We start from the raw sequence: 26,621 nt of genomic DNA, 5'->3' as shown, positions 1-26,621 counted from the left end.
TGCTTCCAATGAACCAGACCTGCGCTGGTTCAATAAATGGTGTTTGACCATTCAAAGTAAACCACTTATATGTAGACCATCCTAATTAAACTTTCGGGGAATTTTCGAATGCTTGCAAGACTCTACCTTCGGGCTTCTACGAATGAACAGGATGCAAGCCGAGCCCGTGCCGAGCTTGAGGCATTCGCCACAGAACGTGGGCTAACCATCGCCGCAGCCTATGCTGAGAATGAAAGCGGATCGACACTCTCCCGTCCCGAACTCTTCCGACTGCTTTCCGACGCGCGCCCCGGCGACGTGCTATTGATCGAGCAAGTGGACCGCCTGTCACGCCTTACCGCCGCCGACTGGCAGAAGCTCCGCGTCCAATTGGACGCCCGACAGGTCCGCGTCGTCGCGATGGACCTTCCGACCTCTTGGATGCTCACCGCCGTCTCCACAGATGATTTCACCGGGCGCATGTTCTCGGCGATAAATGGTATGATGCTGGACGTCCTCGCTGCTGTCGCGCGGAAGGATTATGAGGACCGCCGACGCCGACAGGCTCAGGGTCAAGCCAAGGCCAAGGAGGAGGGACGGTATCGAGGCCGGATCGAAGACGTAAAGCGGAACGAAGGTATCGCTTCCATGCTGAAAGCAGGGATATCATGGACGCAAATACAAAATGCAACTGGCGCATCTCGTGCAACTGTTGCAAAAATCGCGAAAAGGAAAATTTGAACCCGGTTTCATTTTTGAAAGAAATTGCAGGAGACCGAGAGTGGCCGCGATTGGTAAATTCGATCCCCCATTTAGCCTCCACGCTAATCTTGTGTGTCTGAAAGCATAGCGAACTGGCGGCTCTTATATTGGCCGCACCGCTTGCGCTCGCGATCTGCTAAAATGCCACTGCATCGTTACGACTAAACGTTCGCTAAGAAACTTGGAGGTCCCGAGCCCGCGATCTTATTGCCGAGCCGATCGTAGACACCAGCGACATCTTCAAGTGTACCAATCTCCACTTCCAGCACACCACCGGCGGCGATAGGAGGACCGCTACCAGGGTCCAGCACCAAGCGAACCTCTCGCTGATAGGCATATCGCATTAATTTATGACGGACTGCGGACATCCTTTCTGCGGGTGGGTTGTACGGATCGAAATAAATATTTCGAACCGTTTCGAACGTAGTTCCTGGTGCTGCTCGGAAAAGCAGTGGTACCGCTCTATGGACAAAAGCTGCAACGTCAAAGATGACCAGGGCGGCGTCTTCGATAGGGTCATTGCTTGGAAGATCGTCAAAAATTCGGGGGTCCAGATCGCTGCTGAAGGACATCATCCAGTAAGGCCGGTCGACAAGAGAACCTGAAAATTCAACGCGCCTTTCTGTTGCAAACCTCACGTCCCCAATCGGATTTATCGAGTTGCCATCCGTCGTGGTGATCCGAAGCGCGTTGCCGGGTCGGATGTAGCCCTTACTCATCTCGTCATCGGCTCTCGCTTCATTTAGGGCACTGTTTTGATATGCAGCAGCGGGAGAAAATCGCAATTTACCCAGCGTCAGCGCATCTAGCAGCCACTGTCTGCGGCTGACCCTAACGAGCAACTCGGTTCCGCCTGCGTAGGCGCCTCGAAATAGCGGAAGAAGCGTTGGTGCTGGCGCGAGTTCACGACTCTGTTCAGGAACCATATGGCGGCGTTGGAACTCTAATAGCGTCCAATGTCGTGCACGGTACCACCACCAGGGAGAGCCCCACCCTCCGTTGTGATCACGATCTTGATAGTCACTTACGCCGTCATCCAAGTATTGGATATTAAGCTCGATCTGTGCCAGCCTCTTTACGAGATCATTTGGGGTCATCTGATGCAATCGACTACCACCGTGTTGCTGGGAGTCAACCAAATCCATAAAATCCCACACCTCTGTATCGAAGCGTTTGGTGTCTGACTTCCGAATGGTGATGAGTTCTTGAATTAAGGTCATATGTGATGACGTAGCGAACTAGTGTTTGAGTCTCAATATAGGTTCAGCTACTTGCGCGTTTCGGCTCGTATAAATTTCCCTTCGAGACGTACCGCCTCAGCCGACAGCGACGCAAAGTCGGATCGAAGCATCGAAGGCCGCTTTACGAACGACATGTGCGCGCTAGTAATCTTTCCCCTAGAGTTGACTCCAATCTCGATCAGACGGACACGATCTTCCCTGAGTGCCATTGCGAGAGCCTCGGTTTCAAATATCAAGTCCCGACGGGCGTTGCGGGCGTCTTCCCTTATCACGCCGAAAACCGCACCCGCGTCACCGGATGTTGCGAAATACGTAAAAGGCTTCGCTCTCAGGTTAGGCAAAGCACGCTCGAAACTATCTTGTATTTGGCGTCTGCCAACGTCATCCAAATCCCTGATGAATTCGTCCGCCGCCAGCCAAAGCGGTGCAGCCGCCAGTTCAAGAGCCTCTAGAAGCTCAAGGACAATCGGCGGATAATCTTGCTTTGGCTTTTTGGCGTTAGGCCAATCGGCATCCGAAAAGTAAGGACCGATGATGTCTTGATCCATTCCGTCAAGCCAAAGGTAGTCCGCTTCATGTTCACTGAGCATTTCCTTGATGCGGAGATCGGCGCGGTTCTGTGAGATGTATGCTCCTAAATGATCCATTTCATCGAAAAGCATCGCGTTTTTGATACCTGCGAGCCCCTGTCGGACAGCGAGGTAGTGCAAGAACTCTCCCGTACCGCTCAATATCCGCCGCACAACCAAGAGATCATCCATTGAAATTGAAATGAAGTCGTAACGATCTGCAATCGCGACTACTGATGCATTCTCCTTAATAGAGGAAGAAAATGGAGTGAACGCTTCAACAGTAAGCCCAATAGGAAATACGTGTCGAAGTTCCGAGTGTCTTATTCGAGCAATTTCTTCATGTTTTCCGTCAGGCAGCCGTCGATAAATCGGCGCCTCAGGCTTCTGATGGACATAATCGAGAAATCTTTTTGTCTGCCGATAAGCGCTCTCAATGAGTTCTTCGATCTGTTTAACGTGGCGTGCTAGGTTTTCGGCAGGCGCACTTAAGGCTTCCGCACCCGCCTTGGCTTCCACATTAATCAATACATCGTTTATAAGTATCACGCAGTCAGTCTCGGCCCATTGGTTCTTTCCAATGGGATAATAAACATCCTTGAACACACGGGCACCCTTAAGGTGCGCTGCCATAATGTCGGCAAATGCGTCCTCGGACATTCGTTTCTGCCGCTTGTTCCATTCTTCGCGATATGTGGGCTTCCGAGTAACCAGCGCTCGCTGGATGGCGCGGTAGGAGGCGTCACGAACAAAGTTGGGATCTGTGCAATAGTAATCTGCCCCAAGCTTAATGAATGGCTTTACCCGAGCGGGCAGGGTCATGAATGGCGTCCCGCCAATTTTGGACCCTTTGTCAAAATCGCTATTCTCGCCCGGTTGAAACGAGAGATCCTCAAGCAGTTTTTGCGGAATTGAGCTATGTTTGGTTACATTGAACAAACCACCCAGAAATAGGTCGTCGAATATTGCTTTTAACTCCCCGGCTAATTCGGGTTTTTTCTTGTTCGCACTTTCGATCGCCGCCTGCATGTCGATGCCGTTTTTACCGATCCCCGACCTTATCTCAAGAAATATTTGCATCATTCTAGTCTGGGCCTTATCGAAACCGGCACGAATGGCATCCGCTACCTTTTGAATTTCATTTGCGAGCTCAAACGACGAAATGCCGTAAGTAGACTGGATTTGATCGTTATGCGGAGCTAACACATAGGAAAAAAACTCCTGTTCCAAAACCTGAAACCTACGACCCCTTATTAGTATCCAGTTAGTAAGTATCTGAAAGGCCAACTTTTTATCGACCGTAGGTAAAGCAGAAGCGTCTAACGCCGTGTCGACCATCGCATATTGAAAGCACAGGCCCTTTGCTTTTTCAGATAGGTCAACGATCTGCTTGGCGATTGCCTCGTCGACCTTATTTTCAGTTTCGGCGAGGCCGTCTACCACAACGGTCGCATGGATGTATTCCATGGCGAACATTATCGTGTTCTCATCGGTGGACACATTTGGCAATTGCGCCTTCTTCGGACTTGATGACGATTTGCCAAGAAGCGACATCAGCACTTGCGCCCAAAGATAACCTATGAGGGCTTTTGGCGACTGAGTTCGGACCAGCCTCCGAATTTCTAGGCAGGTACCCCTGAGTTCTGCCAAAACTTTCTCAGCAGAATTGCCGTCAGGCAGTGCAATCATCGCGTTGTCTAGATCCTATTTGGTTGAGAGACCCGATCGGCAACCATACATTGCCGATATTGCCTCTGCAAGCGCGGGCCACGGTTTGTGCCTAGCTAGGCTAACTTCATCCGTATGCTCGACGTTCGATGCCTGCGGGGTGCAGGATGTCGGCAACCCAGTTTGAGATTGATCGGAGGAAGCTGAGTGCGCCGCATTTCGATCGATTAGCTCGATATCAGCAACGGGGTCAGCTACATCGGATCGGGTCAAAAGCGGGCATTGTTTGAACCGGGATTTGGGGCTGTGAGGCGATGATTACACGTAGCGGGCTATCGCTTAGACGCTGATAGCGATGGTGTGGGCTGCGAGTAGCCGTCATACGCACATCGACGGCAGGTCTGAAATTTTTGCACCCGGTTTCAAAAAGAGGCGGGTGGGCAAGCGTCTCCGGAAATCATTGCGGCGTGAACGCTCGCTCGGCGCCAAATGCTCCTCGGATACATCGCTTCCGCTCTGCCGAGCGGCGCTCCGATCTGGCGATGAGCCCGCTCTTGCGTCGAGGGACGTTCACACCCGTCGTTTCATCTTCTTCTTCAAGGTGACCACATCAATCAAGTCGTTATGACGATGAACCATTCTATGACAATTTGAACATAGAACGGTGAAGTCGTTCTTGATGTCATATTCAACGGGAGCCCCTTCAATCAGAGAAGAAAGTGGTTTGATATGGTGAGCTTCGATATAGTGTTTGCCCCGATCGCCATATTCTTCAGCAAAATCGAATTCGCAACATTTGCAAACGTAGCCGTGTACTTTCTTCGCCTCCTTTGATGCTTTTGGATTTCGTTCAATTCGCTTATGTAGGCGATAGGCACGAACCTCGGTAAGGGTTTTTTTTGAACCCGCCGGGTCCGGTTTTTGGTCTTCGAAGTCGAGCCCCCCTCGAAAAATAAGAGTTCGATACACCTTCATCAAATGCTGAAGATCCGCCTCGATTTCACCGAGGCCGGGAAGGTTTTCCCCTTCATAGGTTCGTCCCACAATATGCCCGGCCGCGTAGTTTGTTGCGAGAGAGCTGTTGTGCCCGAAGGTTATTCGAGTCGTATCAAACCCGGTAGAAACATCGGAAATCTTGCGTCGCATTAGTGCCGCTCGATCCAAGAGCACTTCGGTCGCCCTGAACTTGAATTCTTGTTGCACCGAATACGTGCCTTGATTGAGGCTCAGGTGCACCGCTTTGCGCGGTGCATCGAACAGATACACGACGTAATATCCGTGCATTGCACCGGCGGATGCTAAGGGATCATAGACCGCAAGCCACGGAACATATGCCCAATCATCTTGGCCAGGACTGCCCTTTGTTGTCGTGAAATTCGACTGGCCTAAGGCGACACAGTCATAGAGTACTTCTGCTGCTTCGTTGCGGATGAGCGATGCCAGTTGATGCCCAACGTAGTTTCCCGGCTCCTTCGGTCGAGATTTAGTGGCTGCTATATCTCTGATGGCGATGGAGTGGTATGTGGTACTGATCGCGTGAAGAACGTCTCTTAAATTCATACTCTTGCCCTCAATGTCTTGAGAGTTTTGAAGGCCCGAGGTTGAAAATCCGTAAATCAATGGCGCAATCTTTGCGGGCAGCGCGCTACCAATTTTCCATTCAAGCGCACCTGACGGAAAAGCACTATCGTTACGCTGCGCCGGATCGGTGTTATAGCTTCAGTGGCCACTCTACTCCGTCAAGCCGAGCGCTTTGGCTATGGATCAATGCTAAGCCCTGCAATGGAACTTCCGATGACTGAACCGCAAGTGCAAGGCCGTTCACTAAGGACTTTGCTTGAAACGGGGAACGAGGGGATGGCGCAAGTACACGGAGCGGGATTGTAGCGACAAAGAGATACGAAATTTTGCACCCGGTTTCAAAAAAAGCGACGGGCTCATGCCGCTAATTTGCCCCTGACTCGATTTTTCCGCTGCTCAGCTCAACTGCCCTAGCTAGGTGCGCCCAATCTGACTACTCTCACAGCATTTGTGGCGGAGATTTAACGTGGCGAAATCGAAAGAACTTGTTCCTACGCTTGCAGCAATTGATCCGCCAGTTCAAGAGGCGCTAACCCCTCCCCAGCGTGTCGCACAGTATCGCCGCAACATCTTTCCTCACAATGTGGTTTTATCCGCCGACGACCTCTATGAGTTCACTCAAATTCTGTCGAAAGCCAATGATAGGGCCCGAGTCATCGAGTACAACGCCCTCGACATTGCCTCTTTTGATACTCCAGAATTGGCAAGAGCGCGGGTGGAAGAATTCGTCGCAATCGAATACGAGTACACTGCGGCGTCAGACGATATCACGCAGGGGCGAGGCATGCCTAATACAAGAGACCTGGAGTTTCCCGACGATCTGAAGGGGTTCTTTGTTTCGAACGCCACGTACGCACAGCGCGCGATAAACACGCGCCCCTTAAATGTTGTGGACGCATTTTTAAGCTTTGAGAAGCCATCATTGAAGATCGATTGGCAGACCGTGCCGTCAAACGCCACCGCGAACCGTAGCGTGATAAATATCTATGGGCGCGATGAAGATTGGGTCATCTCGACGGAAGCTCGTATCCAAGACTTTCTTAGAAGGAAGAAGTCGTACAGACCAGCAATACACGGCTCTGGCACCTACGACTATCTCGTTTACTTGGTCTTTCTACCGACATTGATCTGGCTCTACCACCAGAATTCGGGATTTTTCGGTGACTGGCTTCGTACGCAGACAACTTTCATTAACGTCATCATAGGAATATACGCGCTACTTTTATCGTTACTGTTCATACGTTTCGTGTTCCAGTACGTGCGCTGGCTATTCCCACCGATGGAATTCTACAAGACGAGCCGCTGGCGTGCGTACTTACATCGTACCGTTGCCGGCTTGGTGCTTTCGACTGTTGTGTTGAACGCGATCTATGACATGGGAAAATCTACTGTCATCGGATGGTTTGGTCCCTGATCGCCCAGGCTGTTCGCGCCGACCGACCAGCAAATTATTTCCACCAACACTGGTCACTCCGTCTTTTCTGGCGGATAAGCTTGCATATGCAGCAGCCCGTCCTCTGCAATCTTTGCCATAAACGCCTGTCCTCCGCCGAGGGTCCCTCCGTTTCGAGCGGCCGACATATAATTGAATATCAATATTTCTTCCCACCGGTCTCCGTCGAGATCGGCTCTCATCAACTCCCGAAGCGTCACATCGAGACCGTGGTGAACAATGAAACTGACCTCGTGATCTTCGAGACTTTCGACCTTACAGAGGCCTGCGTCGACCACATCCGAGATAGTCTTAAGTCCAGCGATTTTTTCCAAGTCATCATGATCAACGAGGCCGCCGGCCACCCATTCTGCCGCCCAACGGTCCAAATGTCTTAGCTTCACGATCGGCTCACGCAACTCGGACTCATCAGCGAACGTGGAGTCTCGGATGGCCCGCAACGCCTCAGTTGTCTCACTGGCCATGCTGGCAATCTTGATATCCGTCTGGGTTAAGGCGAAGTAGCCGAGTTGTTGAGCCCGAATGAATTCGTTGCTCGTAGTGCAAGTTAGCGAATGGCCGTTCGATGAATGCACGATGACCTCGGTCACCGTTCCTCCACCCAAGGCAAAGGGCCTGTCCATCAGTGTGGCGGCCACAGATGAATTGGCGGTAGCGAGATTTGCCCCTTCGATTGCTGGAGTGATACGAAGGGTGACGGCGCCCTCGGCTCGATGAGCGAAAACGGTAAGCATTTCCTCAAGCGAAACGTCATTCTTCTCGGATGCGGCCTTCAGATCGAGGTAGGCTTTAAGCTCAGCGTTCGACCTGTATCGCGCTGCAAGACGCCTCTGGATTTCTGGCTTTTTCTGCCGGGCCAGCTCAAGATAATAGACCAAGGCATTCTCCTCCATCTGCTTAGCGGATTTTCCTTGGTTTTGGAAATTGGCGGAGGGAAGCAGGTTTTCGAAGCCATTAATATCGAAGTCAGCTGGGGCTAGCCTCTTGCTTTGAAGGTCCGCCAGCAGTTTTGGCTTCTTGACAGGAATGACGTGGTCGACATGCAAATTTGGCCACGCCACCGGCTCGCCCGTATAGGCCGACTTCTTATCCCAAGCTTCCCAGATCGCCTGTCTAACTTCAGTTGAAGGCTGCTTTCTCTCTCCACTCATGCGCCCTTAACCCTACCTTGCTTCATCGTTTGTCCTGACGGCGCACTTACCTACGAACAGCACCTTAGCGTTGCTCTAGGGTTCGGCGCTATCCATGCCTATCTGGAAATCGGCATAGAAATCTGAAAGCGGCTTGGTGGCGTCATCTAAGGCGCTCGACGCTTCGTTGCTCACCTTTCCGTAAAGCTCACCCAGTTTTTCGCCGGTCGATTTCTGGCTCTCGGCATATCGGTTCTCCGCAGCCTTGACATATCCGGTGCACCGTTCCTCATGGGCGGCAACGGAGCCCATGTGCTTTCCGAATGCGCGATATAGGTAGCCGTATTGATCGCGATATCTGCCGAGCTTCTCTTCGCGGTCCGCACCCTTCAAAGTCTCGTACGCAGAAGAATAACTCCGACAATCGTTATCCAGAACCTTTTCAAGGATACCGCCCGGTATGGGCTTCGAAATCTGAAACGGGCCTTTGAGATAGCGGTCTAGCCTGATGATTATCGGCTCCATCTTTCGATCATTGTAAATCCGAGAAAAGGACGAGCTGTTGTAGTAATTGGTGATTGTCTCGAATTCTCGGACCGAAGCTTCACTCGCGGTCGTAATCTGGTCAAAACGATCGAGCGCGATTTGATCCTGTCGGGTCTGCTCTTGTGCTCGTTGCTTACTGACTTCACTCTGCCGCCAAATCATAATGCCAATAACGGAAACAACGACGGCAGCGACAATCCGCGACCTCGTCCAGAAAGTAGCGTTCGTCTTCATTACGGTCGCTCCTAAATTCTGGGCCAGATGGTGAAGTAGGTCTGGATTGCCGCCAGCGCCAATGCGGCATACGCAATGATGCGGGTTTCCAATTGGAGTTTGATCGCCACGCCGTGGGTCCGATTGTGGATAATATCGCGAAGGACACCGACGTGCGAGGCAAAGCCCAACTCGTTCTCGTAGCGGCGAACGGCGCTCTCAAGGTCTTCAACTGTTCCCCACATTGCGCGAATTCGGAGAGGAGTAGTTCCCTCATTTTTGCGAAGTTCAAATGCCATGTAGCCTTCCCCCAAGCTGCTTGCATTTCGGCTTAAACCAGCCCAATCCACGATCAGCGCTCAGTTGCACCTGATCAGGGGCCGGTCCCATCCGATAGCTAATGACACCCCGAAAGCCCGAAGTATGCGCGGCTTTGATTTCAACCGCAAGGACACGCCAACAGAAGACAGAGAGAGCCGTAAGGGGTTTTGTAGGCCTTTTCTCTGCTTATTGTTGCTCGTAGCGCTGATCAATAATGGGAGCCTCTCCCACATGCGCATGAGGAAGGCTGATGCGATCATCCACCCGGACTGGGGTCCGATTTGCAACCGGGTTCAAAAGGCGCGCTGTGACCTGCGTTTGGTTCCAACATTGGTTCCAACATTGCGAAAAATAACGTTGATTTTATTAGATAAAAACGTGTTGGTTGCCCTCCCTCCGGGCCCACTTACGTGGCGACTGCGACGCTCGCGGCTGTGCTTTTGTGAACCCGGGTGCAAAATCGACAAGATGCCCCTTCAACGGTACGCCGGGTCTTTGCAATTGTGCGAGGGAGAGAATACGGGAGGCTCGCGTTCTAAGCCCCAAATCTTGTTGCCAGCTCGTTTGGGGTTGGCGCGAAAATGCGCATTTCTTTCCGCAAAGTACCTGTCAATCGCGCGCACGGCGGCGTCAGCGGTCTCATAGCTGCTGTTATGAATAATGGCCCTTGCCATTCCGCTGAAGACCGACTCTATCACGTTCAAGAACTGCGCGCCCGCCGGAAGTGGAACTAGCTCGACCATGGGACATCGGCCTGATTTGGCATCGCGGTTATGCGCCTCAACTGTACCCAAAAGCTTCTTCGACATGTGCCATGATGCAGCATCCCAAGACAGAAAAATGCGAGAATACCCCTGATACTGGTCGGCGAGAAGGCGCAACATCTTGATCATCTCGTCGGTGTCCTTTTTCAAGCTGTAGAAATGTGCGACCTGATTTTCCGATAACTCAAGGGCCGCCGTCAAAATCAGGCATCCCCGAGACTTTTGCCATTGATCCACGGATGGCGCCTTACCCGGCGGCGCCAAAACGCGGCCAGGCTTCGTTTTCACTGCGAATGGCCCAAACTCGTCAACCGAAAAAAATGCCTCGTCTGGCCTCAGATTGCGTAAAATGTGCTGAAGTTTTGCTAGCTTGACCGCGTATTCTGGATCACTCGAAGTTAGTACAATTCTTGCCTTTCGCCATTTGTAGCCGGCCTTTTTAGTGATTTCTCTAATTACGGCTAAACACGCGGGCGTACCTTTCACTGACAAGACCTCCGCTAAGTCCTCCATCCGCCACGACGTTCTATTAAGCCCGTACGCAGATGGCGGCTCATGGAGCACGCTAAAGACATTTTCACAAAGTGTTCGATCCTCACTTTTTCGACTGCGTCGGCGCTGTCTGGTGAACAGATTGTCCGCACCTCCCTCTCCATAGGCGCGGTTGTACACGAGATAAGTATGCCTATTCAGGCCAAGGAATTTGCATGTCACGGCTCCAGGTATACCTTGCACTTTTGCCAATACGGCTAGCGCCTTCTTGCGGTCGCGGAGGTCGCCGGTGCGCATTCGTTGTGTGATCTGAGCAAGGTCGGTCAACTGACGCATTTGCTCATTAGGTTCCTCGTCGCCGCTCCGAGAACTCAGAACCTCAAGCAACCATCCAATTGCCCGCCGACCCGCGTCATTTCCGTACTGAAGCCGGATCAATGGCGTCTCAGCACGCCGCCTGAACCCGTCTGATGGAAAGGCCTCGCTGCCCCGGAGCCTTTGGATGTTAGTTGTCTCTCGCAAGAAGGCAATCGCGTCCGCTCGCCTCAAGCCTAAGATATGGTCAAGGGCAACACCCCAGATCGTCTCGTCCAAACATATGGAACGGACAGCTCGCCTCACGGAGCTGTAGCTTCCTTCGTATCCGCGTAGGGTTTTCAGCTGATGGTAAATGGCAGTCACGTTTTGACGCTCACCGTCACGACGTAGGCTGAGCAGCTTCATAAGATATTCATTGTGGTCACCCATCACCGTATGCGCGACGGAACACCTCTTATATGGCCGAGGCTTTCCGGTCCTTAGAATTTTTCTGACTGTGTTCCGGGAAATACCTTCCTCCCGAGCCACCTCCCGCATACTCTTTTGTCCGACTAGGACCGACCGTTGTATTCGCAACCAAAAAGCAGCATCGTACATCGCGACCTCCAGTTAGCGGGTAATATGTAGCACAGCGAACACCCGCACTAACAAGCAATAGGTCTGAATAGCCCCTAGATTTGTAGACGCCTTCTTTCCTAATTTTGAGGCAAGAAGAGCACCATGAACAAATCGAATTTCAGCGAAGATTTTAAGCGCGACGCCGTGCGTCAGATCACGGAGCGAGGCTATCCGGTTGCGGAGGTTTCTCAGCGCCTCGGCGTGAGCCAGCATTCCCTGTATGAATGGAAGAAGAAGTTCGCGGCGTCTAACGCCAAGGGCAACGACGAGGCCGAGGAGATCAGGCGGCTGAAGAAGGAACTGGCTCGCGTCACCGAGGAGCGAGACATCCTAAAAAAAGCAGCCGCGTATTTCGCCAGGGATGCAAAGTGAAGTACGCGTTCATTGCTTTGCATCGCTTGCAGTTTTCGGTGCGGACGATGTGCCGCCTTCTGCGGGTTCACCCGAGTGGATTTTACACCTGGCTGAAGACCCCGCTGAGCAGGCGAGCCAACGAGGACAAGCGACAGACCGAGTTGCTCCTGAAGGCATGGGAAGAGAGCGGCAAAGTCTACGGTTATCGCAAGCTGCACGACGACCTTCTCGATCAGGGAGAGATGTGCTGCCCGAACCGGGTCGCGCGTCTGACGCGTCTCGCCGGGATCAAGGCGCAGATCGGCTACAAACGCCGTCCCGGCATCTATGGCGGCAGGCCTGCCGTCGCTATCGACAACACACTCGACCGGCAATTTGGCGTAGCGGCTCCGGACAAGGCCTGGGTCACGGACATCACTTACATCCGGACCTGCGAGGGTTTTGCCTATCTCGCCGTCGTCATCGATCTCTATTCGCGCCGGGTCATCGGTTGGGCGATGCAGAGCCGCCAGACCACGGACGTCGTGCTGCAGGCTCTGCTCATGGCGGTGTGGCGACGTAAGCCAAGGAACCAGGTGCTGATCCATTCGGACCAAGGCTCGCAATTCACGAGCATGGACTGGGCCGCGTTCCTCAAGCACCACAATCTGGTTCACTCGATGAGCCGACGCGGCAACTGCCATGATAATGCGGTGGCCGAGAGCTTCTTCAATCTTCTGAAGCGAGAGAGAATACGCCGCAGGGTCTACCGTTCACGAGATGAAGCTCGACAGGACGTGTTCGACTACATCGAGATGTTCTATAACGCGAAACGCAAACACGTCAGGAACGGGATGCTGTCGCCCGTCGAGTTCGAAAAGCAGCAGAAAATCTAACCCGAGGGTGTCTACGAAACTCGGGGCTATTCAGTCTGCTCTTGGGCGCCGGTTTCAACATTGCTTTCAACATCGCCTTATTATATGTTGATATTATTAGACAAATTCGACTGGGTTCTCCTCCCGTCATCCGCACCAACTCGGCACTAAATAGGGGCGATGGAGACCGAGCGCGAGGATCGAGCTTGACGCAGCGATGGAAGACACCTGTAAGTTATTGCAACCAGTTTTACAGCAGAGTGACCGATGCCAAGCCGACAAGTCCAGAGCATTACGGAGCGACTGCCCTATTCTTTGAGAGAAGGTGTGAACGGCTACGTTGACGCCGTTGCCGCAGTAGTTCCTGATATCGCGAGGGACGCCCGCGTCGAGATCAACGGTGACAGACTGGACCAGTTCCTGCTTATTGTCGCCATCCGTCGGATCTGGTCCGCTGTAAACAGCCAGTTCTGGATAATGAACGACTGCATCAGCATTGCAACGCGAACAGCTCCAGGATCGGAAGGTCCGCCTCAAACACGCGGCTTCCGCATCGGGCGAGACGAAATCAGCCAAAATTCCTCGGCAGTCACTGAGGGTAGAAACCTTCGTCAGGAACTCTACATGTTGATAGATAAGCTCGACATCGAGGACCTAGTTGTGGAAAGCGGTAGTCTCAGTGATGTGGCCGCGATGATGTTTGCGAGAGAACGTTGAACGTCGCCGATATCGAGAAGGAGCTTAAAGCCTTCATCAGTAAGCACTCCGTTCAATTCGAGCACCTAGCGGTTAGAGAGACCGCACTTCTAGAGTTGGGCGCCCTCACCATGGCGACCGAACACTACCGGCTGGCAGGGTTCACGGTAACGGTGGAGAACGCGATTAATGGCCTCTTTGTGGCCAAGCTGTCGTCTCGTGGTTACCCTTATAATTTCTCATGGTTCAAGTGTGTCAAAGCTGATGAGCTTTACGAGATACATTCCAACCTCGCGGTGATGGGGGGCCACAAGGATGAGGCAGTCTATGTTGTGGACGTGGCCGTCGTTGTAGGCGACGACAAGGTGCCAAAGGCGAAAGCAAAGCAAAAATGGGTGGCGCTGGACAATAACGCGCTGGCGACGTTCGCTGAAGTGAAAAAGCTGGTAGTCTACCCGATGCTGCTCGCTCAGTTCATCGGAATTGTGCACGAAATTGCGCCATCCAGGCTAAAAAAGCTTAAAGCAGGGCTACCTGCCGACGACCACTTCCCACCTTCTCTGATCACGCTTGGTTATCTAACCGCAACCTCAAGTAAAGCGCTGAAGGGGTTTGCAAAAAGAAAGTTCAGGGTTTGCGTCCTTCACAACTTCGATATGTATCTCTCGCAGATGAGGCGTGGCGAGGCATCGAAGTCGCCGTTCGTGATGATACAGACAATCCTTTAATAGAAAGCAGCCTGAAGGGTTGTCCCAGTCAAATCGGCGCAAGAAGGGACTGGCACGGGACACATCGCGCGCGCTGAAAGGACATCCAAATCGAACTATTCCAAGTCGGCCGCACTCAAGGCAAATTTCAAGGCGTTGCTGGGTAAGCCGACGGCTGGCCTCATTGAGGCTGCGGTGTTGGAGGCGCGGGTCATTTCAACGTCCTTTCGAGCGGTTTGCATCCGGTCGAGATAGCTTACCAGGATGACCGTTATCGCCACCAATCGGCCGTGACGTCGTCTCAGTGATGCGCCCATACTGCGGCCACCCATTTCTTTTACCCTCAGGCGCTCCCGCCCTGGCGCCGTCAAGGAATTGTTGGAGTTGACGGAACGCGAACGCATAATCGAGGAGGTTCAAGCGGCTCGCACGGTCGTGGAGAACGGCGCGCAAACTCCTATAATTCGCACCGGATGTCAGGATCGAGTTCGCCGGCTTTCCCCGGAAGAAGTTCTGTGATCAAGCTGCCTTTCGATTTCGGACACTCGAACCAAACAGGCGAAATCCACTTGAAAGACGCTCCGCTAGGAAACAATCCAGAAGCTTCTACGGATCTATACCGCGAGTCCCTGACCGAGCTTATCCTCCGGAACGTCGAGGAGATGGCGTTCCCAGCTACGCAGGCGGAGGCGGATGCTTTAACGGAAGTCCTTGCGCTCCCAAGGGTGGCGGTTACGCGACCCCCGAGAGACCATCTGCTGAAAATTGGGATGGTTCCTTACAACTGCCATGTGAACTGTGCGCAATACGCCGCAGGCGACCCGCAAGGATTGACCCGCCACGTTTGGGGTTGGATCATTCTCCACTCAGTTGTCCAGAGGGAGGGGCTCTGGCGTTGCCTAACGCCGCAGCTAATCGATGTCCCCGAACACTTCATCTTCATACCAGACCCAAATATTCTATGGGTGGACACGGCTGACGGGACTAGTGAGCCCTTTCGTGGCGGCGCGAAGCTGCCGTCTGCACTTCGGAAACATCCAGAAGACCATATCCTGATGCGGGATCGGTTTAGCGAACTTGTGTCGTCAGGGATGTCGCCGATCGACGCCCGAGCCATGGTCGCCCGCACGTTGGGCGCCGAACTCGCAGTGAAGAGATTCCCAGTCTAAGTCCCTCCGCCCACGCCTCTCGTGTGCGCGGTCCCGGATACCGATACCCGCTAGGGCCTGTTTCTCCGGATAGTAGTCCCGTGGTTTTGCGCTCGGTTCAATAAATGACGACGTGGCAACAGCGGTTCCAACACTAGTTCCAACATCGTTGAATTTCTTATTGATTTTATTGGATAATTTGACTTAGGTTGCCTTCCCTTGATCCCCACAAGTGCCTGAATACCTAAGGTTATTTTTTCCTCGAAACTTTGCACCCGGGTGCAATGTTTGAATGGCCGCGCTTTGCGCCAAAATATAGAAATGGAGCGCGTTGAGCGGGGACCGATATGGAGCCGAATCCAGACCGACCGCTTTGCGGCACCTATAGTCGAGCACCTCGCTCTTCTCCTTTGAGCCCCTAAACTTCTTCCAAACTTTGGTTGAGTCCCTCAGCGGTATGCCGCGACACCTACCATACCAAGGTATCGCCGATACCATCGTGCAATAGATTTTCCGCTGCTGACGGTCGATTTATCCCCCAACCAAACGGGGTCGAGTAAATCGAGGAGGACGTTATGTCAGCAGCATTCTCAATTCTCAATCGGCAAGGATTGTTGGCCGCGACGATTGCAACTGGCGCCATCAAGCTCCTCCCCGAAGCAGCGCAAGCAGCGACTGAGGGTTCTTTAATTCGACCGTTCACCATCAATATCCCGGAAGAAGACATCGTCGACCTCCGCCTGCGCATCGCGGCGACACGTTGGCCCGATCGTGAAACGGTCGATGACCGGTCACAAGGAATTCAACACGCCAGTCTACAGGAGATACTTCATTACTGGAGGACCGAATATGACTGGCGCAGGGCAGAGGCGACGCTGAATGCTCTCCCGCAGTTCATCAGCGAGATCGACGGGCTCGACATCCACTTCATCCATGTTCGGTCGAGACATCCCAATGCGCTGCCGCTGATCATGACGCATGGCTGGCCGGGCTCTGTATTCGAATTGCTCAAGACCGTCGGTCCCCTCACTGACCCGGCGGCGTTCGGCGGTCGAGCGGAAGATGCTTTCGACCTGGTTCTGCCCTCGATGCCGGGCTTCGGATTCTCTGGAAAGCCAAAGGGCAAGGGCTGGAATCCTGATCGCATCGCCCACGCTTGGGCAGAACTCATGCAGCGCCTGGGCTACGAGCATTATGTCGCTCAGGGCGGCGACTGGGGCTCGCCTGTTTCCAGCGCGATGGCGCGGCATGAGGCGAAGGGCCTGGCAGGTATTCACATCAACCTGCCCGCGACCATAACGCCCGACATCGCGGCAGCGCTCGCCGGCGGAGGCCCGGCGCCGGCTGATCTCAGCGAAAAGGAGCGCACTGCGTTCAATGCGCTTGGCACTTTCTACAAGAAGTATCGCGCCTATGCGGCAATGATGGGAACGCGGCCACAGACCATCGGCTACACCCTGACGGATTCTCCTGTCGGGCTTGCCGCATGGATGTACGACTACAACAATGCTGAACCCGAGCGCTTCCTGACAAAGGACGAGATGCTCGATGATGTCACGCTCTACTGGTTGACGAACACCGCCACATCCGCGGCCCGGATCTATTGGGAAACCATGGGGCAGAGCGTGCTTCTCTCCACGGCGCAGAAGACCGCAGAAATTTCATTGCCGGTCGCCATCACCGTATTTCCCGACGAGGTCTATCGAGCGCCCGAGACGTGGGCGCGGCGCGCCTATCGCAACCTGAGTTATTTCAACGAGGTGGACAAAGGCGGGCACTTCGCCGCGTGGGAAGAGCCGGAACTCTTCTCCGCCGAATTGCGCGCAGCTTTCCGGCCGCTTCGGATGCCTCTCTGACCAATGTGAAACGAAAGGAAGATCCACATGAAAGCCATCCTTCTCATCTCGGCGACCGCACTGCTCGTCGGCAGCAGTCTGTTGCACGCGGCGCAATCACACTCGGAAGTGAAGCGCACCGATCTTGTGCGGCAGGACCTAGACGCGGCGGACCGTGAAGTCATTCAGGTGCGCGTCGATTTCCCCCATGGCGTGGCTTTCCCCCCGCACAGCCATCCCGGCGTGGAAATAGCGTACGTCATCGAGGGAGAGTTCGAATACCAGTTTAAGGGTCAGCCACCCGTGACACTGAAAGCTGGTGACTCCCTGTTCATTCCGGCCGGAACGATCCACTCGGCGAGGAATATCGGAGACGGCAACGCGTCCGAGCTGGCCACCTACATCGTCGAGAAGGGAAAACCCCTCCTCAAGCTCAATGAGCCGGCCCCGGCTAACTGAGCGAAAGCTTGTGTGATTCCAGACAACCAACAGAGCAAAGGAAACTAGCCGTGAATCAGATCGTGATTGAGAGAGACGTCGCACACTCCGCAGCAACGGGCGACATGAAGCTTGAGGTCGTTGTTGTCCCCATTTCGAACCCCGACCGCGCCAAGCGCTTCTACAGCAACCTGGGCTGGCGGCTCGACGCAGATTTCGCCGTCGGGGACGATTTTCACGTCATGCAGTTCACGCCTCCCGGCTCGCCGGCCTCGATCCACGTCGGCAAGGGCATGACATCGGACGCTCCGGGATCGGCGCGCGGAATGTTTCTTGTCGTATCCGACATCGTCGCAGCCCGCGCCGAACTCGTCAGGCGTGGGGTCGAGGTGGGCGAAATATTCCATCGGCCCGGTCCGGGAAAGCCGGCTGTCAATGGTCCGGATCCCGAGCGTCGCAGCTACTTTACCTACGCGACGTTCAGCGACCCCGACGGCAACGAATGGCTATTGCAGGAGGTCACCAACCGGTTCCCGGGGCGGATCGACTCGAATGTCACAAGCTTCGCCTCGGCATCAGATCTGGCAAGCGCCTTCCGGCGCGCGTCCACCGCTCACGGCGAGCATGAGGCACGGAATGGCGGCCAGCGGGACGAAAACTGGCCGGACTGGTATGCCGCTTACATGGTGGCTGAGCAGTCGGGCAAGCCGCTGCCGCTTTGAACAAACGGTTGCGACGCCATCGTCGCCACCGAAACGCCGTGCTGCAAATCGGCACGTGCGTCCTCGATGACACGTGAGGTCCAACTCCGCCGTTGAGGACGACGCACGGTAGCAGCCAACGACCACAATCTTAGCGCGGATCCTGACGTCGCATATGCGACGGCGGCCGGGATTTCTTCCCGCCGCTCAGTGATTGCATTCGAAACCGAGGAGGATGACATGTCATCGACATCACTATCGCCGACACGGCGACAACTGCTTGCCGCCACCGCTACTGTTGGCGCCGCCAGCCTGCTGCCCAAGACTTTGCTCGGGGCAACGAACCGCGACGCGGTTCGTCCCTTCATCATCAACATCCCGGGCGAAGAGCTCACCGAGCTTCGCCGACGGATTGCTGCTACGCGCTGGCCCGACCGGGAGACGGTCGCGGACGCAACGCAAGGCGTGCAACTCGACGTGATCGAGAATCTTGCCCGCTACTGGGCCACGGAATATGACTGGCGCAAATGTGAGGCAAAGCTGAATGCTCTGCCTCAGTTCATCACCGAAATCGACGGGCTCGACATCCATTTCATTCATGTCCGCTCGAAGCACGAGAATGCGCTGCCGCTTATCGTCACGCATGGCTGGCCCGGCTCCATCGTCGAGCAGTTGAAGATCATCGATCCGCTCACCAACCCAACCGCGCATGGCGGGAAGGCGTCGGATGCTTTCGACGTGGTGATCCCGTCGCTGCCGGGTTACGGCTTCTCCGGCAGGCCGACCACGACCGGCTGGGATCCTGTCCATATCGCACGGACGTGGACTGTGCTCATGAAGCGCCTCGGCTACCGAAAATTTGTCGCGCAGGGCGGCGATTGGGGGGCGGTCATCACGGAGCAGATGGGCGCACAGGCGCCGGAGGAGCTGCTTGGGATCCACACCAACATGCCGTCTGCCGTGCCGGCGGAAATTTTCAAGGCACTCGCCGGTCACAAGCCGCCGCCAGGTCTCTCTGCTGACGAACGATACGCATTCGAACGGCTCGACGTGTTCTTCTCGCATGGCGTGGCTTACGCTCAGCAGATGGGTAGCCGGCCGCAGACGCTATACGGGATTGCGGATTCGCCGGTCGGACTGGCCGCCTGGTTCCTCGATCACGACGTCCGCAGTTACGAACTCATTGCGCGCGCCTTCGACGGGCAGCCCGAGGGTCTCACGCGAGACGACGTTCTCGACAACATCACGATCACCTGGCTGACCAATACGGCACTCTCCGGGGCTCGTCTCTACTGGGAGAACAAGCTTCCCTTCTTTGCCGCGATGGGCGTCACCATCCCTGTGGCCGTGAGCGCATTTCCCGACGAGCTCTATCAGGTGCCGCGGAGCTGGGCAGAGCGGGCCTATCCCAATCTGATCTACTACAACAGGCTCGAAAAGGGCGGACACTTTGCGGCCTGGGAACAGCCGCAGATCTTTTCCTCCGAGCTCCGGGCTGCGTTTCGACCGCTACGGCAATCAATCTGAAGCGGATGGGGCGGCAACGCCGCCCTGTCACCTCCCGAGCGTGCCGATGCCGCCGTTCACTCGAAGAGGGCAACGTTAAAATTCGCCTTTTTGAATATTCAATTGCCTTCCATTTCTTTCATCTCAGCGACCATCGCTTGATTTGGTCATAGCGCTTCAGGCGTTCAAGGCGCACTGAGCGCCGAACTTAGCGCCTCGAGAAGTGCCGTATCGCTGAATGGCTTGAACAGGCACTCGACAGCACCCTGCTCCATCAGGCGCGGACGAATGGTGTCGTCCGCATTCGCCGTGATGAAGACGATCGGGATCGACTCGCCCCGGCGGGCCAGTTCGCGCTGCAGCTCGGGACCTGTCATTCCTGGCATTGCGACGTCCAGGACCAGGCATCTTGTCGTGCCGACACTATCGGAGGCGAGAAATTCTTCGGCAGAAGCGAACGTCTTCGCGCTGAAGCCGAACTCGTTGAGCAGATCGGGTAGTGACTCGCGTACGGACTCGTCGTCATCGACGATTGATACGGCTGGATGCGTTACTTTCATAAAGTCTCCGCTAGCCCATTGGGCAGTGCTGACAACGACGTCCGTGCGGCGTCAATATTTTGCGCGGGCGCCTGATCCATTGAATATGTGGGGACAGAGAACGAGAACGTGGCCCCGGCACCATCACTGGATGATGCCCACAGGCGGCCGCTGTGGTTCTCGATTATCGATCGACTGACGAACAAGCCGATCCCCATGCCGTCGCTCTTAGTCGTGTAAAACGCGTCGAAGAGCCGACCCAGATCCTCTGTTCTGAACCCGACGCCGGCGTCCTGCACGGACAAACGCACATGATCGTCCTCATCCAGTTCGGTACTTACCAGCAACCGTCTGGGGCGATCGCCGACATCGCCCATGGCATCCGTAGCGTTGCGGAGCAAGTTCATGATCACCTGCTGAAGCTGGACGCGGTCGCCGCTGACGAACGGAAGGTTGTCGGCAAAAGCCGTGCGGAGAACCACGCGGTTTGCTTGGAGATCGCTCCACAACAGCTCGATGACCTCTCGAACCGCTGCGTTAAGATCAACCGGTCGGACCGTGGTTCTCTTGCTGAAAAGTGCGCGCAGGCGTTTGATCACATCGGCGGCACGATTGCCGTCGCGGATGGTGCGCCGTGCCGTCTCGCGCGCGCCGTCCATGTTTGGTGGGTCTGCCGCCAGCATGCGAAGGCAGGTGCCGGCATTTGTTATGATTCCGGAAAGCGGCTGATTGACTTCATGCGCGATCGACGCCGTCAGTGCCCCGAGGCTCGTGATCCTCGCCACGTGGACAAGTTCGGAGCGAGCCTTGCCGAGTGCCTCATCCGCGAGGCGGCTTGCGGTTACGTCCTGTACCGCGGCCAGGCACTCCAGCCGGCCGTCCTGATGGCAAATCACCTGGCCAAAAGTACGAAGGTATTTTACCCTATTGTCCGGCATCATGAGACGGATTTCATAACCGGAATAGTCGTGGCCGGCACGCACCCGATCCAATTGCGCTGCCACAAGAGACATATCTTCCGGATGCACGCGCGTACGAAACAGCTCGAGGGTTATCGCGGTGCCCGCGTCGAACTCGAAAATATTATGGAGCTCTTCTGAAAACGTGATCTCGTCCGTGTCCACTCGCCATGAAAATGTCCCTGTCGCACTGAGCCGCTGACCTTCCGCGAGAAGCGTCTCGCTGCGCTTGAGCGCTGCCTCGGTTCGCGACCGCTCAATGGCGATGCTTGCGATGTGGGACGCGTGCGCAATAAGATTTTGGTGATGAGCCGAGGGCGTCGCCGGGCTGCGTTGATAGACACAGAAGGTGCCGAGGACGCGCCCGTCCTTTGCGCAAATCGGCGTGCTCCAGACCGACCTGAGACCGTGCTGCAGAGCATGGGTTCGAAGATCTGACACCTGCCAGCGCGAGTCCGTTTCGAAGTCCTCCGTGACTACCTGCACTTTCTGACGCGCAGCGACCGCGCAGGGCAAATCATCACCACGGACCGATAGTCCCGCGATCAGATCGGTGTAGGTTTTAGGAAGCGTGGAGGACACGCTATATTCGATGGTCTGATCGCTCCAATTCATTGGGTGGACATCGCAAAAGCAATCGGGGGCAAGCTCTTCGACCATCCGGCAGAGCGCGCCGAGGACATCGCGAAGCGGACTTCCGGAAACAATCATCTCCAATAGATGTTTTTCGCTGGCGAGGTTGGTCTCCGCGCGCTTGCGGTCGTCAATATCAGCATTCACCCCATACCAGCTGAGAATGTTCCCGGATGCGTCGAGCAAAGGACTGACGCGGAACAGAAACCACCTGAACTCGCCGTCGAAACGGCGCAGCCTCGCTTCGGACTCTCCTTGTTTTCCAGATGCAATGATCGCTTGCCAGGTGGCCTTCAACGTCTCCTGATCGTCGGGATGAACGGCAGAGGTCCAACCCCAGCCCTGGGCATTCTCAGCCGAAAGACCGAGATAGTCGAGATAGTGCTGGTTGATGAATTCAACCGAGCCGTCGGGACGAGCCGTCCAGGCCAGCGCGGGAATGGTGTCGATGGTTAGCTTGAAGTTGCGCTCGCTCTCGCGAAGTGCCTCCTCGGCGCGCTTCTGATCGTCGAAATCGGTGCACGTGCCATACCATTTGACAACACTGCCGGCGGCGTCGAGCAGCGGGTTTACGCGAAACAGAAACCACCGATACTTGCCGTCGTATCGGCGGAGTCGTGCTTCCGCCTCTCCAGACTGACCAGAAGCCAATATAGCCCGCCAGGTCGCAGCAAGTATGTTCACGTCATCGGGGTGGATGGCAACGGTCAGATCCCAGTATTCCGACATCGCCGCCGTCCAGTCCCAATCCCGCTGCTCACCAAGGGATAGTCCGACGTAGTTGAGATACTGCTGGTTAAAATACTCGGCGGACCCGTCAGGGCCTGCCGACCAGGCCATGACAGGAAACGTATTGATGATAAGGCCAAGATTGTTCTTGCTGATCTGCAGGGCTTCTTCGGCGCGCTTCCAGTGGATTTCCTCGGAGCGACGAAAATCGTCCACATCCGTTCCGACAACGAACCACTTGCTGACACGTTGGAGATCGTCGCGCATCGGACTGCACTGGAAGACGAACCACCGATACTGTCCATCGAAGCGTCTTATGCGCGCTTCCATCTCGCCCGCCTCGCCGGACGCAAGAATTAGGCGCCAACGTTCGAGCAATCGTGCCAGATCATCCGGATTGATTGCGGCCTGCCATGTCCGATCGCGAGCCTCGTCGAGACGAAGACCGGTATATTCAGACCAGCATCGATTGACAAAATCGACGCTTCCGCCAGGTTGCGCAGTCCACACCATGACCGGCAGCACATCCAGGACGGCGCCAAGATACGTCTCCATTGCCGTCCTTCTCATAAATATCCCGGCGCGAGCATGCTCTGGCTCAGCCAGGAAATCTATTGTGCGATGGTATCGGTTTCGATCCTATGGCCTTCAGTCCCGATCTGGTTCAGGTGAACCACGCGGATCGGCGGACGGCCTTCGCCGTCGGCATCATTGGCGTTCGTATTCCATACCGCAGTGAAGAATGTCGCCGAACTGAGCCTCAACGCGCACATTGACACCGAAGCACAATAGACCAGGAACCTCGCAGTATCCGCTGCGAAAAGAGCTCAACATTGCGGCCTGACCAGTATTGGGCAGTCGCGTGCTTGCGTCTTGTGGGCAGCGAATTGGAGGAGTACAACGCGATATACGCGGACTTATGGCTGCATTCGGCGACCGAACGAGGTTATCATCCCATGTCGCAGGGTACCCCTATCGTATTTGTCGTCGATGACGATATCTCCGTTCGTGAATCGCTTGAGCTGCTCATCAGTACTGCGGGCTGGCGCCCGCAATTGTTCGCCTCCGCCGAGGAATTCCTCGATCATCCCAGGCTGGAGGGCCCGACCTGCCTGGTCCTCGATGTCAATCTGCCGGATCTCAATGGACTTGGTCTACAGGAACTCGTGTCCTCGGAGCGTTCCGATATGCCGGTTATTTTCGTCACCGGTTACGGCGATGTGCCGATGACTGTGAGGGCGATGAAGGCTGGAGCGGCGGAGTTCCTGACCAAACCCTTCAACGACGATGAACTGCTTGGCGCGATCACCAACGCGCTGGAGCGCAGCAAAGCTTCGTTTACGCAGGTCTCGGAAATCCGGACGCTCCGAAATCGCCATGCGTCGCTCAGCCGTCGTGAGCGAGAGGTCATGGCACTCGTCGTCTCCGGGTTGCTGAACAAGCAAGTCGCCTACGAGCTCGGCATCAGCGAGATCACCGTCAAGGCGCATCGCGGCCAGGTGATGCGGAAGATGGAGGCCCGTTCGCTTCCCGATCTGGTGAACATGGCCGCCAAACTCGGCACCGCGCATTAGCGCGACACGCGAACAATTGTCAGGCGCCTGCGCGTCGCCAGCGCTTCAATCCTCTGACACAGCCGGTCAGCCTGTTTATCTCGTTCGCAATTCGGGGCAATATCTCCAAGAAAGAGATCATTATACCGAAAAGCGACGGGATCATGGACAGAATTGACGCGATGAAGGTGTTCATAGCCGCGATCGACGAGGGCAGCCTCGCCGGCGCGGCGCGGCAGTTGAAACGATCGCCAACGGCGGTCAGCCGGGCGCTGAGCTTCCTGGAAGCCCATGTCGGCATGGAACTGCTGCATCGAACGACGCGCACGCTCAAGCTGAGCGAAGCCGGCCAGCGCTATGCCGCAGCATGTCGCCGGGTCCTCATCGACCTGGAGGAAGCAGACATGCTCGTCGGCGGCGAACGCGCAGCACCACGCGGCATGCTGACCATCTCCTCGCCGCCTGTCTTCGGCGAGGAGGTCTTGCGCCCCATCCTCGACGCCTTTCTCGATCTCCATCCGGCCGTTTCGGCACGGCTTCTCATGCTGGATCGCTTCGTCAATCTGGTCGATGAAGGGGTCGATCTCGCCCTGCGCATCGGTCATCTTCAGGATTCCTCGCATGTCTCCACGCGGCTCGGTGGTGACGTTCGCCGCGTCGTCGTCGCTTCCCCGCGCTATCTCGCCGAAAACGCTCATATCGAAGAACCTGCTGATCTGGCAAAACACAAGATCGTTGCCTTCAGCAATTTCGGTCTCGATTCCTGGGGCTTCGCGCCGGGGCCGGGCTCTTCGATCCCGCGAACCGTTCATTTCACGCCACGGTTCATCGTGAACAATGTCCGAGCGGCTGCTGCTTCGGCCGCCGCGGGCATCGGGCTGACCCGGCTCTACTCGTATCATGTCGCGGAATATGTGCGCGACGGGCGGCTCAAGATCGTGCTGGCGAATGCCGAACATCCGCCTTTGCCTGTACATCTGCTCGCTCCGCACGGCCGCATGTCGGTGCCCAAGGTCCGCGCCTTTGTCGATTTCGCGGCACCGCGCCTGCGCAAGGAGTTCTCGCGTCTGGCGGCAGAGGCCGGCATCCTCTTCTGATTATGCCGATATCCGGTGGACTGTTCGCCAAATCGCATCCATTCTCCCGATGATCGAACAGATCTAAATCAGTTGCACCGAAGCCGAGGGCCTCGGGGCGGTCGCCGAAAAACGGGGCTGCAACCGAAAGAGGATCTCATCATGAGCAATGAACAGAAAGTCGCTATCGTCACCGGCGCGTCACAGGGAATCGGTGCCGCCCTGGTCCAGGCTTATCGTGACCGGAATTTCCGCGTCATCGCCACATCCCGGTCAATCAAGCCCAGTGCCGATCCGGACGTACTGGCCGTGGCGGGCGACATCGGCAAGCCGGAGACTGCGGAACGGATCGTTCGCGAGGGCCTGGAGCGCTTCGGCCGTATCGATACGCTGGTCAACAATGCCGGCGTCTTCCTGGCCAAGCCGTTCGCGGAATTCACTCAGGCGGACTACGACAACAACATGAGCGTCAATGTCGCCGGCTTCTTCAACATCACGCAGCGGGCGTCGACTGAGATGCTCAAGCAGGGCTCGGGCCACATCGTCACGATCACCACCAGCCTGGTCAACCAGCCGATATCAGGCGTGCCCGCCGTGCTCGCCTCGCTCACCAAAGGCGGCCTGAATGCGGCCACCAAGGCGCTTGCCATCGAGTTCGCCAAGAGCGGCGTTCGGGTCAACGCGGTATCGCCCGGCATCATGAAGACCCCGATGAACCCGCCGGAAACGCATGCTGCGCTTTCGACCCTGCATCCGGTCGGCCGCATGGGCGAGATCAGCGATGTCGTCGATGCCGTGCTCTATCTCGAGGGGGCGAATTTCGTCACCGGCGAGATCCTGCACGTCGATGGCGGCCAGAACGCCGGCCGCTGGTGAACAACGACCCACAGACAAGCGCGCGACTGCGCAACCATTCAAATCGGAAAGTTCGAAAGGATAACTGCAATGCCCATCGTCACCGTCCAGGTTACCCGCGAGGGAACCACACCGGACCGCAACTCGGTTTCATCGGAGGAGAAAGCCGCCATCATCAAGGGTGTCAGTCAGGTGCTCCTCGATGTCCTCAACAAGCCGCTTGAATCGACCTATGTGGTGATCGAGGAAGTCGATCTCGACAACTGGGGCTGGGGCGGACTGCCGACGCAGCAGTATCGCCAGATCCGCGCCGCGGCAGCGGCAAAGTCCTGAGGTTGCTACCAAAGGTCCGCCGCCTGCATGTCGCAAGGCGGCGGACCTTC

At 55.7% G+C, this 26,621-nt stretch carries 22 protein-coding genes; 13 read left to right on the top strand and 9 right to left on the bottom strand.

Features of this window, described 5'->3' with window-relative positions; genetic code table 11:
- The first annotated feature begins 108 nt into the window (after positions 1–108).
- Positions 109–720, top strand: a complete 612-nt coding sequence (locus IHQ71_RS11855; protein ID WP_258162154.1) for a recombinase family protein — start codon at positions 109–111, stop codon at positions 718–720.
- Between the two features lie 182 nt (positions 721–902).
- Here IHQ71_RS11855 and IHQ71_RS11850 read toward each other — a convergent pair whose 3' ends face one another.
- The 3 genes from IHQ71_RS11850 to IHQ71_RS11840 form a co-directional block, all read right to left on the bottom strand.
- Complete coding sequence (locus IHQ71_RS11850) at positions 903–1,961, bottom strand: hypothetical protein (protein ID WP_258162153.1); 1,059 nt, start codon at positions 1,959–1,961, stop codon at positions 903–905.
- Between the two features lie 47 nt (positions 1,962–2,008).
- Positions 2,009–4,240 (bottom strand): hypothetical protein, encoded by a 2,232-nt coding sequence (locus tag IHQ71_RS11845; RefSeq protein ID WP_258162152.1) that lies wholly within the window; start codon positions 4,238–4,240, stop codon positions 2,009–2,011.
- A gap of 549 nt (positions 4,241–4,789) precedes the next feature.
- Positions 4,790–5,779 (bottom strand): MrcB family domain-containing protein, encoded by a 990-nt coding sequence (locus tag IHQ71_RS11840; protein WP_258162151.1) that lies wholly within the window; start codon positions 5,777–5,779, stop codon positions 4,790–4,792.
- Between the two features lie 487 nt (positions 5,780–6,266).
- Between IHQ71_RS11840 and IHQ71_RS11835 the strand changes: the two genes are divergently transcribed.
- Positions 6,267–7,214, top strand: coding sequence for a hypothetical protein (locus IHQ71_RS11835; protein ID WP_258162150.1), 948 nt, complete (start codon positions 6,267–6,269; stop codon positions 7,212–7,214).
- A 53-nt stretch (positions 7,215–7,267) separates the two neighbouring features.
- On the opposite strand, the gene IHQ71_RS11830 is transcribed toward IHQ71_RS11835, so the two are convergent.
- The 4 genes from IHQ71_RS11830 to IHQ71_RS11815 form a co-directional block, all read right to left on the bottom strand.
- The gene (locus tag IHQ71_RS11830; protein WP_258162149.1) at positions 7,268–8,404 is read right to left on the bottom strand and encodes an HNH endonuclease; all 1,137 of its coding nucleotides are present in this window, start codon (positions 8,402–8,404) and stop codon (positions 7,268–7,270) included.
- A 75-nt stretch (positions 8,405–8,479) separates the two neighbouring features.
- Positions 8,480–9,163 carry a hypothetical protein gene (locus tag IHQ71_RS11825; protein ID WP_258162148.1) on the bottom strand — a complete coding sequence of 228 codons (684 nt, stop codon included), beginning with the start codon at positions 9,161–9,163 and terminating at the stop codon, positions 8,480–8,482.
- Positions 9,164–9,174: 11 nt separating this feature from the next.
- A complete protein-coding gene (locus tag IHQ71_RS11820) occupies positions 9,175–9,441 on the bottom strand; it encodes a hypothetical protein (RefSeq protein ID WP_258162147.1) in 267 nt (88 codons plus the stop codon).
- Between the two features lie 498 nt (positions 9,442–9,939).
- A complete protein-coding gene (locus IHQ71_RS11815) occupies positions 9,940–11,466 on the bottom strand; it encodes an IS630 family transposase (RefSeq protein WP_258162146.1) in 1,527 nt (508 codons plus the stop codon).
- A gap of 291 nt (positions 11,467–11,757) precedes the next feature.
- Between IHQ71_RS11815 and IHQ71_RS11810 the strand changes: the two genes are divergently transcribed.
- The 7 genes from IHQ71_RS11810 to IHQ71_RS11780 all read left to right on the top strand — a co-directional run bounded on the left by IHQ71_RS11810 (position 11,758) and on the right by IHQ71_RS11780 (position 19,915).
- Positions 11,758–12,884 (top strand): IS3 family transposase gene (locus tag IHQ71_RS11810; protein ID WP_258162145.1). Its coding sequence is split into 2 segments (ribosomal slippage): positions 11,758–11,998 and positions 11,998–12,884, totalling 1,128 coding nucleotides; the frame shifts between segments, so codons are not numbered across the junction.
- A gap of 306 nt (positions 12,885–13,190) precedes the next feature.
- A complete protein-coding gene (locus tag IHQ71_RS11805) occupies positions 13,191–13,580 on the top strand; it encodes a hypothetical protein (RefSeq protein ID WP_258162144.1) in 390 nt (129 codons plus the stop codon).
- On the top strand, positions 13,577–14,287 hold the full coding sequence (locus IHQ71_RS11800; RefSeq protein ID WP_258162143.1) for a hypothetical protein: 711 nt from the start codon (positions 13,577–13,579) through the stop codon (positions 14,285–14,287). The genes IHQ71_RS11805 and IHQ71_RS11800 overlap by 4 nt, the downstream gene beginning before the upstream one ends.
- A 1,702-nt stretch (positions 14,288–15,989) precedes the next feature.
- Positions 15,990–17,270 carry an epoxide hydrolase family protein gene (locus IHQ71_RS11795; RefSeq protein ID WP_258162142.1) on the top strand — a complete coding sequence of 427 codons (1,281 nt, stop codon included), beginning with the start codon at positions 15,990–15,992 and terminating at the stop codon, positions 17,268–17,270.
- 27 nt (positions 17,271–17,297) lie between these two features.
- Positions 17,298–17,708: a cupin domain-containing protein gene (locus IHQ71_RS11790; RefSeq protein WP_258162141.1), complete on the top strand. Its 411-nt coding sequence runs from the start codon at positions 17,298–17,300 to the stop codon at positions 17,706–17,708.
- A 104-nt stretch (positions 17,709–17,812) separates the two neighbouring features.
- Positions 17,813–18,409: a VOC family protein gene (locus IHQ71_RS11785; RefSeq protein ID WP_258162820.1), complete on the top strand. Its 597-nt coding sequence runs from the start codon at positions 17,813–17,815 to the stop codon at positions 18,407–18,409.
- 219 nt (positions 18,410–18,628) lie between these two features.
- On the top strand, positions 18,629–19,915 hold the full coding sequence (locus IHQ71_RS11780) for an epoxide hydrolase family protein (protein ID WP_258162140.1): 1,287 nt from the start codon (positions 18,629–18,631) through the stop codon (positions 19,913–19,915).
- A 164-nt stretch (positions 19,916–20,079) separates the two neighbouring features.
- Here the strand turns inward: IHQ71_RS11780 and IHQ71_RS11775 are convergent, their stop codons facing one another.
- Both IHQ71_RS11775 and IHQ71_RS11770 read right to left on the bottom strand, forming a co-directional pair.
- Positions 20,080–20,454 (bottom strand): response regulator, encoded by a 375-nt coding sequence (locus IHQ71_RS11775; protein WP_258162139.1) that lies wholly within the window; start codon positions 20,452–20,454, stop codon positions 20,080–20,082.
- Positions 20,451–23,309, bottom strand: a complete 2,859-nt coding sequence (locus tag IHQ71_RS11770; RefSeq protein WP_258162138.1) for a PAS domain-containing protein — start codon at positions 23,307–23,309, stop codon at positions 20,451–20,453. The genes IHQ71_RS11775 and IHQ71_RS11770 overlap by 4 nt, the downstream gene beginning before the upstream one ends.
- Before the next feature lie 401 nt (positions 23,310–23,710).
- Here IHQ71_RS11770 and IHQ71_RS11765 point away from each other — a divergent pair, with 401 nt between their 5' ends.
- The 4 genes from IHQ71_RS11765 to IHQ71_RS11750 all read left to right on the top strand — a co-directional run bounded on the left by IHQ71_RS11765 (position 23,711) and on the right by IHQ71_RS11750 (position 26,571).
- Positions 23,711–24,328, top strand: coding sequence for a response regulator transcription factor (locus IHQ71_RS11765; protein ID WP_258162137.1), 618 nt, complete (start codon positions 23,711–23,713; stop codon positions 24,326–24,328).
- A gap of 143 nt (positions 24,329–24,471) precedes the next feature.
- A complete protein-coding gene (locus IHQ71_RS11760) occupies positions 24,472–25,404 on the top strand; it encodes a LysR family transcriptional regulator (protein WP_258162136.1) in 933 nt (310 codons plus the stop codon).
- Positions 25,405–25,545: 141 nt separating this feature from the next.
- The gene (locus IHQ71_RS11755; protein ID WP_258162135.1) at positions 25,546–26,259 is read left to right on the top strand and encodes an SDR family NAD(P)-dependent oxidoreductase; all 714 of its coding nucleotides are present in this window, start codon (positions 25,546–25,548) and stop codon (positions 26,257–26,259) included.
- 69 nt (positions 26,260–26,328) lie between these two features.
- Complete coding sequence (locus IHQ71_RS11750; protein WP_258162134.1) at positions 26,329–26,571, top strand: 4-oxalocrotonate tautomerase family protein; 243 nt, start codon at positions 26,329–26,331, stop codon at positions 26,569–26,571.
- Positions 26,572–26,621: the final 50 nt, after the last annotated feature.

Source organism: Rhizobium sp. TH2 (genome assembly GCF_024707525.1).
In the GTDB taxonomy this organism is placed as follows: Bacteria; Pseudomonadota; Alphaproteobacteria; order Rhizobiales; family Rhizobiaceae; genus Rhizobium_E.
This window is presented reverse-complemented; position numbering and strand designations above follow the sequence as displayed.

What these genes read in the sequence shown, in the direction of transcription:
- IHQ71_RS11855 (WP_258162154.1), top strand. Translation starts at nt 109, where the DNA reads ATGCTTGCAAGACTCTACCTTCGGGCTTCTACGAATGAACAGGATGCA.
- IHQ71_RS11850 (WP_258162153.1), bottom strand. Translation starts at nt 1,961, where the DNA reads ATGACCTTAATTCAAGAACTCATCACCATTCGGAAGTCAGACACCAAA.
- IHQ71_RS11845 (WP_258162152.1), bottom strand. Translation starts at nt 4,240, where the DNA reads ATGATTGCACTGCCTGACGGCAATTCTGCTGAGAAAGTTTTGGCAGAA.
- IHQ71_RS11840 (WP_258162151.1), bottom strand. Translation starts at nt 5,779, where the DNA reads ATGAATTTAAGAGACGTTCTTCACGCGATCAGTACCACATACCACTCC.
- IHQ71_RS11830 (WP_258162149.1), bottom strand. Translation starts at nt 8,404, where the DNA reads ATGAGTGGAGAGAGAAAGCAGCCTTCAACTGAAGTTAGACAGGCGATC.
- IHQ71_RS11825 (WP_258162148.1), bottom strand. Translation starts at nt 9,163, where the DNA reads ATGAAGACGAACGCTACTTTCTGGACGAGGTCGCGGATTGTCGCTGCC.
- IHQ71_RS11820 (WP_258162147.1), bottom strand. Translation starts at nt 9,441, where the DNA reads ATGGCATTTGAACTTCGCAAAAATGAGGGAACTACTCCTCTCCGAATT.
- IHQ71_RS11815 (WP_258162146.1), bottom strand. Translation starts at nt 11,466, where the DNA reads ATGGGTGACCACAATGAATATCTTATGAAGCTGCTCAGCCTACGTCGT.
- IHQ71_RS11795 (WP_258162142.1), top strand. Translation starts at nt 15,990, where the DNA reads ATGTCAGCAGCATTCTCAATTCTCAATCGGCAAGGATTGTTGGCCGCG.
- IHQ71_RS11790 (WP_258162141.1), top strand. Translation starts at nt 17,298, where the DNA reads ATGAAAGCCATCCTTCTCATCTCGGCGACCGCACTGCTCGTCGGCAGC.
- IHQ71_RS11785 (WP_258162820.1), top strand. Translation starts at nt 17,813, where the DNA reads ATGAAGCTTGAGGTCGTTGTTGTCCCCATTTCGAACCCCGACCGCGCC.
- IHQ71_RS11780 (WP_258162140.1), top strand. Translation starts at nt 18,629, where the DNA reads ATGTCATCGACATCACTATCGCCGACACGGCGACAACTGCTTGCCGCC.
- IHQ71_RS11775 (WP_258162139.1), bottom strand. Translation starts at nt 20,454, where the DNA reads ATGAAAGTAACGCATCCAGCCGTATCAATCGTCGATGACGACGAGTCC.
- IHQ71_RS11770 (WP_258162138.1), bottom strand. Translation starts at nt 23,309, where the DNA reads ATGGAGACGTATCTTGGCGCCGTCCTGGATGTGCTGCCGGTCATGGTG.
- IHQ71_RS11765 (WP_258162137.1), top strand. Translation starts at nt 23,711, where the DNA reads ATGTCGCAGGGTACCCCTATCGTATTTGTCGTCGATGACGATATCTCC.
- IHQ71_RS11760 (WP_258162136.1), top strand. Translation starts at nt 24,472, where the DNA reads ATGGACAGAATTGACGCGATGAAGGTGTTCATAGCCGCGATCGACGAG.
- IHQ71_RS11755 (WP_258162135.1), top strand. Translation starts at nt 25,546, where the DNA reads ATGAGCAATGAACAGAAAGTCGCTATCGTCACCGGCGCGTCACAGGGA.
- IHQ71_RS11750 (WP_258162134.1), top strand. Translation starts at nt 26,329, where the DNA reads ATGCCCATCGTCACCGTCCAGGTTACCCGCGAGGGAACCACACCGGAC.